Raw genomic sequence first — 15,274 nt, forward strand, 5'->3', positions numbered from 1 at the left:
CTTAAACATGATTGAAGCTAACAACCTAAATGCAGTAAGTGAGATAGAAAGTGATCAACTTATTGCAGAGGCATATTTCTCTGGATTTGACAAAGCACATGATACCTACAATGCCATTTCTACAGCCAGTGATGGCAAAATCTATTATATTCTTTCTTCTGAGTCCATAGAGGTGGGTGGGCAAATGTATGTCTATGACCCGAAAACCGATAAGGTCAGCTTTCTTGCTGATTTAACTGAAATATGTGGCGAAAAAGACATGAAGAGAATCCCTCAGGGTAAAAGTCATGTAGACTTTGAGGAATGTGATGGTAAGCTCTATTTCGCTACGCATATTGGATATTATGAACTGATTGATGGCATGGATCGCCTGCCGGAAAATCCTCCCCCGGGCTATCAACTATACGGTGGCGGCCATTTTCTAGCATATGACCTTAAGAGGGGGGAATACAAAGATTTAGCAACTGCACCGGAAGGGGAAGGTATTCTCACCATGACGATGGATAAGCTGAGAAAACAGCTTTATGGAATCACTTGGCCCAAAGGAAATTTTATTAGGTATGATATCCGCAAAGACAATTTGACAAACTATGGACTTGTCTCCGCTATCGGAGAAGCCGGTGTACCTGGAGAGGACTATCGGGTACTTTGTCGCTCTCTGTTTGTTGACCCTCGTGATGGTAAAGTTTATTTTTCTACTGCTGAAGGGGATATATTTTTCTTTTGCCCGGAAGCTAATACGATAAAGAAATTGGAGGAGGTGAATTTAAGGCGAGACTATTTTGGAATATATGATACCAACAGACCTGGAAGTATGGGTTACAACTGGAGAAAAATTTTCTGGTATCCTCCGGAAAAAGTGGCTTATGGAGTTCATGGTAACTCAGGCTACCTGTTCCGGTTTGATCCTACTCAAAAGACAGTAGAACTGGTAGAGAGGATTACCTCAGAACCTTCCAGAAAAAGTGGTATGTATGATCAGTTTAGCTATGGCTATCTGGGATTTGAGTTAGCACCTGATGATGAAACCATCTATTATCTTACTGGTGGGCCTATCTACAAAAATGGTAAGCGGGTTGAGGGTAAGAAGTCCATCGCGAAAGGCGCAGCAAAAGGGCCAGAGAATTTGCATTTGGTGACCTACAATATCCCTCAGCAAAAATACCAGGATCATGGCCCTGTTTTTTATAAAGATGGATCAAGCCCTACTTATGTAAATTCCATTGCAGTAGGTGAAGATGATCATGTTTATATGCTTGCCAGATTTGAGTATGAGGGAAAGCAGATTCAGGATCTGATAAAATTTGCTGATCCTCTTGCTTAAGCATGTATTTCCTGAAAAGAAGAATTATCTCAATACCCTTAACATTATATCACTTTTACCATACTATAACCTAACACAAGATGATCAGAACATTAATATTATTCATTTTTTCCCTAGCGCTCTTAGCCTGCTCCAGTCAACAGGAAAATAATGCGGAGAATAGCCAACAGGAAAATGCTGTAGATGAGGATAAAGTGCAGTTTAGCAGTAGTGAGTCCGAAGGCTGGACCATGTTATTTGATGGTAGTGGTACGGACCACTGGGTGGAACTGGGGACCAACCGTTTTCCTGAAAACGGCTGGGTAATAGAAAATGGGGCATTGGTATTGAACGAGGGGGGAAACATTGTAACCAGAGAGCAGTATAGTGACTTTGACTTAAGCTTTGAGTTTAACCTCACTGAAGGCGCTAACAGTGGCATTAAGTATTATGTGGCTGAGTTGACCAACGAAAAGAGTAGTGACACAGTGATGAACGGGCCAGAATATCAGATTATTGATGATGTGGATAATCCTGATATACAGGATCGTAAAGACGAAACAGTAACCACGGCCGCTCTTTATCTTTTGTACAGCCCTGAAAACAAAAAGCTTTTACCTCCCGGACAATGGAACCAAGGAAGAATTGTATCTAAAGATAATCAGGTAGAACACTGGCTGAATGGAGTAAAGGTAGTCAGTTATGAGAGAGGAAGTCAGGATTTTCTTCAAAAGAAAATGGACACCAAATTTAAAAATTACCCTAATTATGGTGAGGTGCCGAATGGTCATATTATGCTTACCGACCATCATGACAAGGTCTATTTTCGCAATATTAAGATAAAACGTCTAAAGCAAAATAGTTAAGCTTATTCCAGTTTTTGGCTAATGCTTACAAACTTTGGCAAGATGCTTAACAGAATGCCACTACTATTGAACATGATTTATTAAACCGTAAAACCTTATCTGCCTTATATGTGCATTCAGCATTATCTCAAGCCTTCGCTACGACTACTTTATATATTTCTTATCCTTCATACTATCACAACAGCTTGTAAAGCTCCTTCTAATTCAGCTAGTAGCCCTACAGATGCAGAAGAGGCTTTATCTACTTTTGAATTGGTGCCTGGATTTAAAATTGAATTAGTAGCGGCTGAACCGCTGGTTTCCGATCCGGTTGATATGATGATTGATGAATTTGGCCGTATGTATGTGCTGGAGATGCATGGCTATCCTCTTGATAAAAGTGGTACAGGTAAAGTGAAACTACTGAGTGATACCGATGGTGATGGAAAAATGGATAAAAGTACAGTCTTTGCCGACGGGCTCGTCCTTCCTTTTGGTATTTCGCGGTGGGAAAAAGGGGTAATAGTGACCGATGCACCTGATATATTGTATCTGGAAGATACGACCGGCGATGGTGTGGCCGACATCAGAGAAACAATGCTTACCGGGTTTGCTTTGTCAAATGCACAAATGGATGTGAGTAATCCGATTTATGGTTTGGACAATTGGATTTATCTTACTTCTGAATCGGGGGGCACCTACCAGGTCTACAAAGAAGAGTTTGGAGACCTGGGTAGCGATATATATTACCCGGCAAAGCCGGAAGGCCCCCATTTGCCATTGGTTTCAGGAGGTAGAACGGTGAGGTTTCGGCCTGATCAATTTCAGCTGGAAACTACTTCCGGTCAAACCCAGTTTGGACATGATTTTGATGCCTGGGGTCGCCATATGCTGGGCAATAACTCTAATCATATCTACCACGAAGTGATGGCAGCTCCTTACCTGAACCGGAATCCCGATTTGCCGGTCTCCAATGCCAGCCAGTCTATCTCTGATCATGGTGATGCAGCGGAAGTTTTTCCCATCACCCACAATCCCGATCATCAGCTGCTTACCAATGTGGGAGTCATTACCGCCGCCTGTGGAAATGTCAATTACCTGGGTGGAGCTTTTCCTGACCCTTATGATGACAACACGACTTTTGTAGCCGAACCTGTCAGCAACCTTGTTCATGTGGATCATCTCAAAGATAATGGCGCAAGCTTTACCGCCAGTCGTATGCATCCCGAAAAAGAATTTCTCGCCTCAACGGATGCATGGTTTCGTCCTGTTAATATGTACGTAGGGCCGGATGGAGCCCTTTACGTAGTGGATTTTTATCGTCAGATCATTGAACATCCTGAGTGGATGTCAGAAGAAGCTATCAAAGCTGCTAATCTTTATAATGGAGAAGACCTGGGAAGAATTTACCGGGTAGTTCCGACGGATGCAGGTCCTGCCGATTGGACGCGGGGCTTAGAATTAGGAAATGCATTGCCTGAACAGTTAGTAGCACAACTGTCCAATCCCAATAAGTGGTGGCGGATCAATGCACAACGACTGTTGGTAGACCAGGCCAATCCTCAGGCAATTCCAGCACTGGAGAAAATGGCACAGCATCCCACCTCCTCCATGGGGAGGCTACATGCCCTCTGGACTCTGGAAGGTATGAACGCCCTCAGCAGAGAACTGATTATGCAGGCTTTAAAAGATACAGTAGCAGGAATAAGAGAAAATGCTATCAAACTGGCAGAACTCCATCTGGATGATTTTCCTGAATTGCAGGGAAACCTGTTGGCTATGCAGAAAGACCCGAATCCTAAGGTTAGGTTTCAGCTGCTTTGTACGCTGGGAGAATTTGACTCACCTCAGGCCGGACAGGTACGTAAAAACTTGCTCTTTCAGGATATTGATGATCAGTGGGTACAGATCGCTGCTTTGTCGGCATCTTCTTCACAGGCCGCTCCTCTGTTGACAGAGGTGCTTAATGATTATGATAAAGAATCTGCGGCCTATGGCTCTTTGGTGCAACGCTTGACAACTATAGTCGGGGCAAGTGGAGATCCGTCTACCATTCATCAACTGATTCAAAAAGCTACTTCTACAGAAACAGGAAATGAGCAGGGGTGGCAATCTTTTGTATTGTATGGATTGGCGCAGGGGATAAGCAACAGAGAGTCAACCTCATCCATTGCTGAACAAGAGCAGAATGAGTTAGTTGATGTTTTTTTTAATCACCCTTCCCAACAGATACGCATGGCTTCCTTACAACTTATAAGTTCAATAGGCATATCCTCCGAAAGCCTGATGAATGAAGCAATGGAAAATGTGGCAACTTTGGTGGCAGACAAAAGCTTGTCTGATGAAAAAAGGGTAGAAGCTATTAATTTCCTGAAATTAAGAAATCCTGCCGAATACTCTGACCTGCTGAAAAATGTAGTTGTCCTACAGGAGCAGCCTATGGTGCAGATTGCAGCGCTGGATGCGCTTAGCCTTATACCTGATAAAACGGTCTCTCAGCTTGTATTGGAGCGGTGGAGTACTCTTACCCCTGAAGTGCGTACTGCTGCCGTTAATACTTTTTTATCAGATTCTAAGCGGGTTCCCCTTTTGCTGGATGCACTTGACCAGGAGAAGATTTCTACATCAAGCCTGACTTTCCGGCAAAAAGTTCGCCTCATGACCCAATCAGATGAAAATCTGCGTGCAAGAGCACGCTCTATGTTTGCTGCCAATGGGCAAAGTAAGGTCACCCAAAAGTATCAGAAATCTTTGACCTTAGAGGGAGATGGGGTGGAAGGGAAAAAAGTATATCTGAAAAACTGTGCCCTTTGTCATCAGTTCAAAGGTGAGTTAGGCGTGAAGTACGGTCCTGATCTGGGTACGGTACACAGCTGGCAGCCTGAGGCTATTATGTCTCATATTCTGGATCCTAATATTTCTATCGCTGTAGGGTATGACCTTTGGAAAGTTGACCTTAATCGTGGAGAATCAGTGCAAGGCATCATTTCCAGCGAAACGCAATCTGCCATTACTTTGCATACTGCGCCTGGTGTAGAGAAAGTTATCAATCGGCAAAATATCCAGAACATTAAAACGCTGAATATGTCTGCTATGCCTACAGGTTTGGAAAAACAGATCAGCCAGCAGGAAATGGCTGATCTACTGGTCTTTTTAAGAAAAAATGATTGATTTACTAAACTAAGCAGCCAAGCCAACATGAAATATTTCAGTATGACTTTTATAATACGCAAAATGACCTTACCTGACTTTCTCAGACTATCTGCGATTCTTGTTGTGCTGCTTTTTAGTGCAAAAGCCTCAGCTCAGACCACTTCTCAGCCTGGGAAAACAATGGAAGTTGGGGTGGCTAGAATTGATATTACACCGGAAGGGCCGATTCGGCTGACAGGATACGCCAGCAGGAAAAATACCGAATCAGAAGGGATTATACATCGGCTTTATGCCAAAGCGCTTGCTTTCGGAAGTGATACCCAGCATCCATCGGTGCTGATTACAGTTGATCTGGTGGGGATTCCCGGCCATATCACTGCTGGACTGGTGGAGCGGCTTTCGGAGCAAACCGGACTGAGTGCATCACAACTGGTTATTTTGGCTTCTCATACACATGGAGGACCAGAAGTGGGTAATCTCCTGAACATATTACAGTACAAAGATGGTGCATTCAGTGATTCTCTACTTGCTCTGGATCAGATGGTGCAGATTGCCGGATATATTGATCAGCTAAGCCAGAAGCTTGAGCAGCTAACGCTAGAAGCACTGGATAACCGCAGCCCTGCCTTAGTGGCTTGGGGGCAGGGACAGGCAGGTTTTGCAAAAAATAGACGAACTCCGGGAGGTCCGGTTGACCCTGCGCTTCCTTTGTTGCGGGTAAATGATCCTGAAGGTAAGCTGCGAGCAGTTTTAGTGAATTATGCATGTCATGGTACTACCTTGGGAGGCGGGGTTAATAAAATTCATGGCGACTGGATGAGCGAGGCGCAACAGTTCATTGAAGAGAAGCATCCGGGAGCACTAGCCATGGTGGCTATTGGATGTGGTGCGGATGCAAATCCAGACCCACGTGGAAAAGTAGAGCATATGACTTTACACGGGCAGGAAATTGCCAGCAATGTCGAGAAATTGTTAACAGCCCAACTACAGCCGCTTACTTCTCCTCCGAAGGGCAAAATCAAGTGGATAGACCTCCCCTTTGCTAAAGTGCCTACCATAGCTGAGTTGATTGAACAAACTAAAGATCCTTCGGTGAAAGGATATTATGCCCGTCGCTCTCTTGAGAGGATCGCCAGAGGTCATGCCATCCCTGAAGAACTGCAGTATCCGGTACAGGTCTGGGCGTTCGGCAATGATATGGCGATGGTTAACCTGGCAGGTGAAGTGGTGGTAGATTACGCTGTACGCCTGAAGAATAAATATGGTGCTGAGCAAGTGTGGATGAATGCTTATGCGAATGATGTTCCCTGTTACATTGCTTCTCGTAGGGTGATTCAGGAAGGAGGGTATGAAGCTGAAAGTTCTATGTATTACTATGACAAACCATCTCCCTTTTCTGAAGAAGTAGAAGAGTTGATAGTTAATGCTGTTGACGAACTGATGCCAACCTCGTTTAAGTCAGAGAGAGCTTCTGTTAATCGCTTGCAGCTAGTAAAACCAGATCAGAAGGGTACGCTTACATTGCATGCAGCGGTTGCCCAGGCAATGGGTCCGGAAATAGAATATATGCCGGAATGGAAAGCCTTTGGCTGGTTTACTGCCGAAGACCAGGTGAACTGGGAGGCAGAAGTTAATACGCCTGGAAAATATGATGTGTATCTGGAATGGTCAGTCTCTGATGAAGAAGCAGGAAAGCCATATCTGTTAAAAGTAGGAAATGATCAACTGAATGGTAAGGTCGGACAGAGTGGGTCCTGGTTTACTTACAGAACTGAAAAAATAGGTCATATTCAGCTGAAGAAGGGAAGGCAGGAAATAACGTTTAAGACAGGAGCAAAATTTGAAGGCGCATTATTGGATTTGCGAGAGATAAAGTTAATTCCAATTAGATAGTGATAAGGCGCGAGCTTTCTAAAAAAGGAGGTGGGTAAAGAGCTTTTTTATTTAAGTAAATTCCTCTGGACTCTGCAGGGAATAGATAGTTTAAGGCCTTTACACACTATAAACCCTACACCATTCCTTACCGCTACCTTTATTCATGCAATATTGAAAACCTTTTCATGGCAGGTAGGGACATCAGCACAACCCATGTAACTTTCTGAAGTACCCGGGTGATGCGTACCTGTGGTATGATGGGAGAAGTGGTAGGCTATGCATCATATGTAGCTAGAAAACACAACACCAATCCCAGGGGAGTACATCAGCAACATCTGGATGAATTCATAGGCATACTGGAAAATCCTTCCATGGACCTGCAGTCTCAGCCTATCAACCAGGAATTGAAAAGAGAGAATAAAGAAGGTCAATAAGATCCTTCTTTATTCCAAACGTTTTGGACAACTTTAAAATTAAGCAACTAAAAAAAAATATATTTAAAGTTTCTTAATTACATTTTATGTTAAAGGAGGTATGCATTCTGTGGATCACCTCAAACCTGGTGAATGCTCGTAAGCCTAAAGTTCAAGGATATTGTCTTGATAAACTGTATAAATTCCTCCTTTAACTCTCTTCCTCTCAGCTTCCAAAAGTACAGGATTCTTAGTCGATATTCTAGAGCATAGTGTACCAGTGAGTCAAAAGTTGAGACCGAAAAAATATCATGGTTATCATTAAGCTTCCATTTGATAATGTCAAGAGAGAAGCTTATTACAATGTACACAGCCTCATAATTAGATGATCAAATTGCATTAATTTGCATTGTTTTGACATATACCAAAACGGGTCAACGAAGTACATTTTTTAGGGTGAAAAAACCAAAAAAGGTAACCGAATTGGTCACCGAATGATTTGAACTGGTTTGGTTCTATTTGATATCCTGAGAAAGAAAAAAGCCCTCAAAATCATAGGATTTAAAGGGCTTTGATGTAAAATGTACTCTAGGTTCAGGAGCCTCGCAGAGAGTGAGGCTCCTGAATATTATTTTCAAATTTATGATTATCAATCACTTATGAAAAATAAATTGTCTTGGTCACCGAATAGGTCACCGAATTGCCTAAGGTAATTTTGTGTGCTTTTAAGTCCTCATTTTTTATTCCCTTCAGATTAAACTATTGGTAGTTTCATGTAGAACTAGAATAGCAAGCTCTTGAACCCGTGATCTTTTTAACTAATACTATAATGTTTGCGTACCCATCCTGACGCTAACTCGATAAGCCAAAACCAAGTAGATAAATAGAATATTGGTGTCAAGTGAATATTCAACCAAAAAAAAGCGATCAAATTAACTAGTTCAAGAAAAAGAGCATAAGTAATATAGGTGACAAGAAGACTGGTGATTTTATATCTTAGTATTCTTTTTGTAGTGGGTACAGATTGCTTTTTCTTTTTGATCTGTATAATTTTTGAAAACCCAATCTGGAATTGTCTGTAAATTACAGTGGCTCTGTTTCTGAACATAAGCGCTCTTCTTTTTAGCCAAGGTTTAGGTAAAATAGCGAAGTATGTAATTAAGACATAGCATATAAACAAAAAGAGCAAGAAAAGCCAGGAGATTAAATTGTCTTGATACTCTAAAGCTAAAAGCGCATTAGCGATAATTAATGCTCCTGACATTTCACCCCAAAGTGTTTGATGTCTATCCAAATTTTCAAAATCACCTACAATTACGATTCTATCTTGTAGAAAAGTAGCAGCAATATCTTGCACTGCCAATAATTCATCAATATAAAGATGCAATAGATTTCCATTCTGATGATTCAGGTCAAAAGGAGATATTCTCAGGGTAGGAATGAAGTTATTAAAAAAGTACTTTCCTGACTCTGATCTCAATAGTGAACCTGCTTTTTTATATTTAGTGCTCCTTATTTTTTCGTACCCCACCAAGGGTAATTGTCGAAGAGTGTCACTGAATATATATCTGTACTTAAGAAAATTACCTCTGTGTTCAAGTACCGTTGCAAGTCCAAAGTCGGATGTAACAACCGGTTTTATTATTTGATCCTCTTTTATTGCAATAGGAATAATTAGATTATCTAGTTGGTCAAATTCTTTTTGTAAAAGCGAATCATACTGGGTGGCTTCCTCAAAAAAAATATCGCATAGAATAAGCTTTGGCTTTGAACTACTGCTATTGATAAGTCTAAAGAAATTAACTAATGTTTCACGATCGGTGATGGCTTTATTTCCGATTTGAATCCCAAGGCTATCGTATTTTGGTACTAATTTTTTACTCCAGGCAACATCAACGAAAGCAAAATTATAGGGTAATGAAGTTGTATCATTCTTGAATAGATAGGTATCTAGTAGTGTCTTGAACCGTGTATTATATTTAGCTATATCAAGTGCGCTAGGATGTAAAAAAGGTATGTTGATTAACAGAACAGTTGCTCCTACCAAAAGAAAAGCATGGAATAAGCAGAAAAGGTTTACTAACCAGAGATGCCTTGATGATAAACCTTTCTTCATATACTCAAAGTAAAGAATGGTTATAAAGCCAAGCTTTCACTTCATCTCTTGTGCAACTACCATACAGTTCGTTAAAGAAGAGATGTATTTGTTTGATAAGCTCTATTTCACTATTAGAGTCCCCTTTTTTTCCAGCCTCTATAATCATATTTGCTTGTTGCATGAGTTGCTGATTTTCAACTTTGACAATGGTAAACTCAGTAATGGGATAATTAATTTGATTTTTGTGCTGAAAAAGTTTTGTGTGAAAAAAATTCTGTTTTTGATAGCTTGAATCTATTAATCTAAACAAAGTTTCAGTTAACAATAGCTGTCCATTTTTGGCATTAATTTTCTTCTTTTTTTCACTATTGTCGGCTATAAAGAAATAATTGTTTTGATCTATAGGAAAATAATTTTGGTTGTAATCAATAGTAATGGTGTCAAGTAGCAAATGAGGTATTTGAAAAAATAGTTGAAAATCATCTAAATGATTAATTATACCCACGCTGCCTCTGGTAAAGGTTGAACTTGTCAAGGGAAGCACTTCTTTACTACTTAGTGCAATAATTTCTGAATAAACATAATTTTTTTCGTCAGTATGCAAAGATTGTAGGGTATTTGAATTCTGTTTTTGGGGTTGTTGTGACGATTTTTTATGTAGCGGCTTAAGTACAACCTTCCCAACTTTCTCATTGAGAAAAACAATTAACCCTAACGAATCCTCAAAGTTAAATTTTTGTCCCTCTTCATAATGATTTTTGATACGAACTGTATCACTATTGTCGGTAGTCACATCTCCGACTACGTGCAAAACATAGTATTTTTGGGCGCTTAAAGACAAAGAAAGGAAAAGTGTTACCAAGGTCAAGAAGTACTTCATAGATGTAATCTACTTTAGTAAATACAGAAAACCATTATACAAAAATATAGGCTATCTTTAGCAATAATGATTGCACTGAATGTTTTTTTAGAATTTCTTGAACAAATGATCATTATAAGTTTTGTTGATCAGTTTTTATCCAAAAGAAGAAACTTTGTTAAAAATGTTCAATCTAATGTAGGTTAGTAATATTGAGGGGGGAGATTAGAAAATTAACTTCAGCAGAATTGCTTATTTTATTATCTCATTTGAAAGGATTAGTAATATTTCCGATATTCAACACAGTTGAATTAACCAAACCTTTACTGTTAAATTACTATATGTCTGAAGAGGAACTCGTTAAAAGGCTCAGAGAAAAAGATCTCAAAGGGTTTCGTTATCTGATGCAGTACTACCCAATGTGCAGGAAAATGATGCGGAATTATAACTTGGATGAAGATTCCTCTAAAGACATTTTTCAGGAAAGTCTGATTGTTCTTTACGAAAATTTACAAAAGGAAAGTTTTGAACTTACTGCAAAAGTAAGCTCCTACCTCTATTCTGTATGCCAAAATAAAGTTAGGGCACATAGCCGCAAAAAAAGTAAAGTAGAGACAATCACTATTTCAGAAGAACCAGATACTATAAAGCAAGTGAAGCATGGTCAAGATGACTCAAACCTCATTTTGTATAAAGAATTAGAAAATGAACTCCCGGAATATGATGAAATTTACAATGCAATTGTAAATTTAGGGCACACGTGTAGGGAGTTATTGTCTATGTTTTACTATCATAGATTTCGTATGAAAGAAATCATGGAAGAGCAGGGATATACGAACGAAAATGCTACTCGACAAGCGAAAAAAAGATGTTTAGACCGACTTAAAAAATATTTTCTCGGATGATTAACGACGAAAACAGAACCGATTTAATTGATCAATATTTAAGTGGAGAACTAAGTGGGGAAATGCTTCAAGAATTTGAAGAGCAACTGGAAGGTGATTCAGACTTTCGTAAAGAAGTTGCTCTTCAGCAAAAAATTATCCAAACGATTAAAGAAAAGGAGCGAAGTGATTTAAGGAATGACATAAAACAACTTTTCAAAGAAGAGGTAGAAGATAAAAAAGCACCCCTTGGAGGCAAAGCAGATGGACAACAAGAGGAAGTAAAGGAAATAGATGATAGAAAGGTGGTAGATATCTCTCCTCATCGACGCTACATTGCCATCGCAGCTGCTATTGGATTGCTTATATTGACAGCGATACTCTTTTTTACACTTCAACCAGATAACTCTGACCCACAGTTTGTCTTCCTGGAAGTCACTGTTCCTCCAGGAGGTAGAGGCGTATTGCCTACTCAAATACCTGATTCGTTGGCAGTAGAAGTTATTTCCCAGCACTCAGAATACAATTTTCACTACCAATTGAAGGATACGCTAAAACTATACGGAGATTTCAATATAAACGATTTGACAATCTACTATGAGCCAAATGCTGAACAATATCTCTTATTGATTGATGATACGGAATATTCTTTGAATACCACATCAGATATAGTACCACTTCGTCCGTAACTCAATCCAGCAAGAAATTTATTCTACTTTCATAAGACGTGACCATCTTCGTGTTTTAAAAGAATAAACGACCTCCCCTAGATCATTCAACTAATGTAAATGCAGCCCATTGGTAAGGATCGTATTTTTCCCGCATCTGCTGCTGGGCTTTTCGGAATGCCTTTCTAATAGTCAGCTTTTCCTGCAAATAAAACTGGTAAAATAGCTGCATCATTTCCTGAGTTTCCAAATCTGGAACTGACCAAAGACTCATAATAATTTTTTGAGCTCCGGCCTCCCGTAATGCACGCTGTAGTCCGTATACCCCCTCGCTGCCACGAACCAAACCTAAGCCGGTTTCGCAAGCAGAAAGTACAACCAGTTGGGTCTGATGTAAATCAAGTTGGGCAGCTTCAGTAGCAAGCAGAATTCCATCATCTGCTTTGACTGGCTGTTCACGGTCTTTCCAATTTCGGTTGGCATCGGCAAACGCTAATCCACTGAGTAGCATTGCTTCATCTTCTAAAAGAAGAGTATCTTGTTGCTCTTTACTTTTGGAAAGCTGATCATCCAATATTAGTTCATCCTCCGAAGTTGGAGCATCAGTAGAATCTTTGGAATCTTTGAAAAAACCATGAGTAGCGATGTGCAAAATGCTGGGAGAAACAAGTTGACTGACGGCTTCTTCTGAGGCCTCCGCTTCGGTGAAAAGTTCAGAGGCTATACCTTGATCTTCCACTAAATTAGCAATAGCTTCTATTTCTCCCTTCGTCCCGGGCAGGTATTCAAATGGCTCTTGTGAATTAGAAGAGCCATTTTGAGTATTTGTTTCTGACTTAGGTGGTGTGCCGTATCGAATACTACCAAATAGAACTGCATTTTGTGGCGAAGACTCCGAAGATTGTAGCGTGATCTGACGAGTGCTACTTAGCTGCCGTAGATCGTAGCGATCCAGTAGTAAGCCTTCCGGATGAGGCAGGGCGGCAAAGGCTACCTGGTGAAGAATACCGGCCGGTGAAAAATGAACCACCTGAGTATTTTGTAGAAATGGCTCCAGCGGTTCCCAAACTAACTGATATAATTCATCTCCGGTAAGATTTTTATTAACGGGGGAGGCCCCTCTTGCTTGATATAGTTGCTGAGGTGAATTACTGCTATCGATCTTAAGCAATCTGTCAAGTTGGAATTGCTGAGCTAAGAGGATGAAGTGCGGGTGAACTTCTTCGGGGACTAGTAAGACTGCTGCGTAGGTACGTAAACTATCTATTTCCTTAATTGAAGTAGTAGTTTGACTATTGGAAGAAGGATCCTGCGGAAGATTGTAAAAATAAATAAATTCTACGGCAGCTTCGCCTTCTTTAAGTTGCTGCTGTATTGCCTTCCAGTCAGTTTGCAAGAGATCCTGGGCATTGCGGCTCAGTTCCTTTTCCAGCAAATCCAATTGTTGTTCAAGGGCAGGATGTTCTGTGTCATGGTGAACCTTTTGCTTCTTACATGTTAGCCACTGATCAGCTATTTTATGTAAGTAGGCATTATCCGAATTTTGCGCAGAAACTCTCAAATTGCGCTTTTTCTCTAAGAGCATACCTTTATCCTGCAAAGCGGTGTTGTAAGCGTAGCTGGCCAGTTCAGGATGTTGCTGGTGATGTCTCATCACAAAGTTATGCAGCATCGCTGAGATGATGAAGATTTGGTTTTCGGCAGCAGTAAGATACTGCATATCTCTACTGGCATAATCTTCCTCTTCTTCCATTTCTTCACCGTAAGGTGAGGGTTCTCCTTGCTGATACAACAGTAGAATCTCAGTCAAGGCATCTTTATAATCACGGTAGAAATTAGCCGATTTATTAATAGCTCCGCGGGCTTCGTAGAACCGGGCCAGTTGAATATACACATCACCGTGCGAGCTCCATTTGATTTTACCTTGAATTTGATCTCGCTGCTGGAGTTTGTCCAGCAGTTGATCTTCCAGCACTACTTTTTCTTCTTCATTTAATTGATCAAACCGTTGCATCTTTTCCTCAAACTCTTGACGACTTATAGTTTTCTTTGCCTGATAACCAACTGGAGTAGTTAGCTGATTCATTCCTCTGATAGCAGCCTCCGTATCTGCTCTCTCAGCATCTTCGGCCAAAGCCAAAGCCTCTTCTGGGGAACTGCCTTCATCCAATTCCTGAACTCCTTTGAGTAGGGGTAGATAAGAGGAAATTAGACTGTTGTCTTCCATCTTAAGCAATTGTTGTATGGCTTCTTCATCGCTAAGATCTCCACCCTCTTCCGCTAGCTTCATAAGTTCGGCCAAGTCACTGGCTCCTTCTTTACCGTACATGGCACCATACATTTCCAGGGCCATCTGATCATTGTTTTCTTCTTCCTGCTCTTCATATTTTTCCGTAATTTCGAACGCAGCTGCCATTTTGCGTTGATATGCCTGAGGGTCTACTACAGAGACTTCGCCAAGACTGCTCAAAAGAGGATCATCAGATTCGCTCATTACCTCGTTTGTATTGACTCCACTTATCAAGGAACTATGCAACTGTATATCCAGCCAACTTTTATACAGCAAATGCTTAAGCAGCGAATCTTCGGGAAGCTTATCCGCTTGGGGTTGCATTTCCTCTCTTATCTGCGCAGCTTTATTTTCCTGCTGTGTATAATGGTAACTTAACCATTGATGGTACTGTAGGTTTAGGTAATCTAAGCTGTTTGTTCCGTGATTTTGCGCTACTTCAGAAGCCACTTTGTCCAGCTCTACTATCGCCTTATCATATTCACCTCCCATCATGTACATAAAATGGAGGGGGCTTTCGGATGATTCGCCTGCGAAAACCTCGGGCCACTCCATCACTTGTCCGAAGCCGAGAGAAAAGCTAATACACAGAATGCTGATAATGATAAAAAGTTTCTGAAATAAATTTTTCATTGTAGTTGCTAATATGATATGGACTTGACAAATAAAAGTGTGTTCAATCTTTAAATGGGTAGATATATGTATCACATTAATATAATCTTTGAGCAAAGTCTTTCATAAAAATTTATCAATAATTTTTTCATCTTTAGTAGGTCTTTATTGACTGACTTTTTGATCTGATTGTCAATTTGTGAGAAAGAATTATGGGTTAGTGAGAGAAATAGGTTGTTTTTTGAGACTTTTAGCCTGTTTACTAGATTGATGT

Annotated in this window: 11 protein-coding genes; 8 read left to right on the plus strand and 3 right to left on the minus strand. The window is 40.5% G+C overall.

What is annotated here, in order from left to right; translation table 11 throughout:
• Positions 1 to 7: 7 nt before the first annotated feature.
• From WJR50_RS17650 to WJR50_RS17675, 6 genes are all read left to right on the plus strand, one after another.
• The gene (locus tag WJR50_RS17650) at positions 8 to 1,324 is read left to right on the plus strand and encodes a hypothetical protein (protein WP_341294628.1); all 1,317 of its coding nucleotides are present in this window, start codon (positions 8 to 10) and stop codon (positions 1,322 to 1,324) included.
• Positions 1,325 to 1,404: 80 nt separating this feature from the next.
• Positions 1,405 to 2,169, plus strand: a complete 765-nt coding sequence (locus WJR50_RS17655; protein WP_341294629.1) for a 3-keto-disaccharide hydrolase — start codon at positions 1,405 to 1,407, stop codon at positions 2,167 to 2,169.
• Positions 2,170 to 2,277: 108 nt separating this feature from the next.
• Positions 2,278 to 5,319 (plus strand): PVC-type heme-binding CxxCH protein, encoded by a 3,042-nt coding sequence (locus WJR50_RS17660; protein ID WP_341294630.1) that lies wholly within the window; start codon positions 2,278 to 2,280, stop codon positions 5,317 to 5,319.
• Positions 5,320 to 5,346: 27 nt separating this feature from the next.
• Positions 5,347 to 7,194, plus strand: coding sequence for a neutral/alkaline non-lysosomal ceramidase N-terminal domain-containing protein (locus WJR50_RS17665; protein WP_341294631.1), 1,848 nt, complete (start codon positions 5,347 to 5,349; stop codon positions 7,192 to 7,194).
• Positions 7,195 to 7,316: 122 nt separating this feature from the next.
• The gene (locus tag WJR50_RS17670) at positions 7,317 to 7,403 is read left to right on the plus strand and encodes an FAD-dependent oxidoreductase (RefSeq protein WP_445223474.1); all 87 of its coding nucleotides are present in this window, start codon (positions 7,317 to 7,319) and stop codon (positions 7,401 to 7,403) included.
• A gap of 12 nt (positions 7,404 to 7,415) precedes the next feature.
• Entirely contained in the window at positions 7,416 to 7,610 is a 195-nt protein-coding gene (locus WJR50_RS17675; protein ID WP_341294632.1) for a hypothetical protein, read from the plus strand.
• Between the two features lie 793 nt (positions 7,611 to 8,403).
• On the opposite strand, the gene WJR50_RS17680 is transcribed toward WJR50_RS17675, so the two are convergent.
• Positions 8,404 to 9,705 (minus strand): CHASE2 domain-containing protein, encoded by a 1,302-nt coding sequence (locus tag WJR50_RS17680; RefSeq protein WP_341294633.1) that lies wholly within the window; start codon positions 9,703 to 9,705, stop codon positions 8,404 to 8,406.
• Between the two features lie 4 nt (positions 9,706 to 9,709).
• Positions 9,710 to 10,567: a hypothetical protein gene (locus WJR50_RS17685; protein WP_341294634.1), complete on the minus strand. Its 858-nt coding sequence runs from the start codon at positions 10,565 to 10,567 to the stop codon at positions 9,710 to 9,712.
• 320 nt (positions 10,568 to 10,887) lie between these two features.
• Between WJR50_RS17685 and WJR50_RS17690 the strand changes: the two genes are divergently transcribed.
• Together WJR50_RS17690 and WJR50_RS17695 are read left to right on the plus strand one after the other, a co-directional pair.
• Positions 10,888 to 11,451: an RNA polymerase sigma factor gene (locus WJR50_RS17690; protein WP_341294635.1), complete on the plus strand. Its 564-nt coding sequence runs from the start codon at positions 10,888 to 10,890 to the stop codon at positions 11,449 to 11,451.
• Positions 11,448 to 12,119: an anti-sigma factor family protein gene (locus WJR50_RS17695; protein ID WP_341294636.1), complete on the plus strand. Its 672-nt coding sequence runs from the start codon at positions 11,448 to 11,450 to the stop codon at positions 12,117 to 12,119. Before WJR50_RS17690 ends, WJR50_RS17695 begins: the two co-directional genes overlap by 4 nt.
• An 82-nt stretch (positions 12,120 to 12,201) precedes the next feature.
• On the opposite strand, the gene WJR50_RS17700 is transcribed toward WJR50_RS17695, so the two are convergent.
• The gene (locus WJR50_RS17700; RefSeq protein ID WP_341294637.1) at positions 12,202 to 15,021 is read right to left on the minus strand and encodes a CHAT domain-containing protein; all 2,820 of its coding nucleotides are present in this window, start codon (positions 15,019 to 15,021) and stop codon (positions 12,202 to 12,204) included.
• Between the last annotated feature and the right edge of the window lie 253 nt (positions 15,022 to 15,274).

Source organism: Catalinimonas locisalis (assembly GCF_038039535.1).
Classification (GTDB): Bacteria; Bacteroidota; Bacteroidia; order Cytophagales; family Cyclobacteriaceae; genus Catalinimonas.

Bases quoted from the DNA above. Each gene is read 5' to 3' on its own strand.
- WJR50_RS17650 (WP_341294628.1), top strand. From the start codon at position 8: ATGATTGAAGCTAACAACCTAAATGCAGTAAGTGAGATAGAAAGTGAT.
- WJR50_RS17655 (WP_341294629.1), top strand. From the start codon at position 1,405: ATGATCAGAACATTAATATTATTCATTTTTTCCCTAGCGCTCTTAGCC.
- WJR50_RS17660 (WP_341294630.1), top strand. From the start codon at position 2,278: ATGTGCATTCAGCATTATCTCAAGCCTTCGCTACGACTACTTTATATA.
- WJR50_RS17665 (WP_341294631.1), top strand. From the start codon at position 5,347: ATGAAATATTTCAGTATGACTTTTATAATACGCAAAATGACCTTACCT.
- WJR50_RS17675 (WP_341294632.1), top strand. From the start codon at position 7,416: ATGCGTACCTGTGGTATGATGGGAGAAGTGGTAGGCTATGCATCATAT.
- WJR50_RS17680 (WP_341294633.1), bottom strand. From the start codon at position 9,705: ATGAAGAAAGGTTTATCATCAAGGCATCTCTGGTTAGTAAACCTTTTC.
- WJR50_RS17685 (WP_341294634.1), bottom strand. From the start codon at position 10,567: ATGAAGTACTTCTTGACCTTGGTAACACTTTTCCTTTCTTTGTCTTTA.
- WJR50_RS17690 (WP_341294635.1), top strand. From the start codon at position 10,888: ATGTCTGAAGAGGAACTCGTTAAAAGGCTCAGAGAAAAAGATCTCAAA.
- WJR50_RS17695 (WP_341294636.1), top strand. From the start codon at position 11,448: ATGATTAACGACGAAAACAGAACCGATTTAATTGATCAATATTTAAGT.
- WJR50_RS17700 (WP_341294637.1), bottom strand. From the start codon at position 15,021: ATGAAAAATTTATTTCAGAAACTTTTTATCATTATCAGCATTCTGTGT.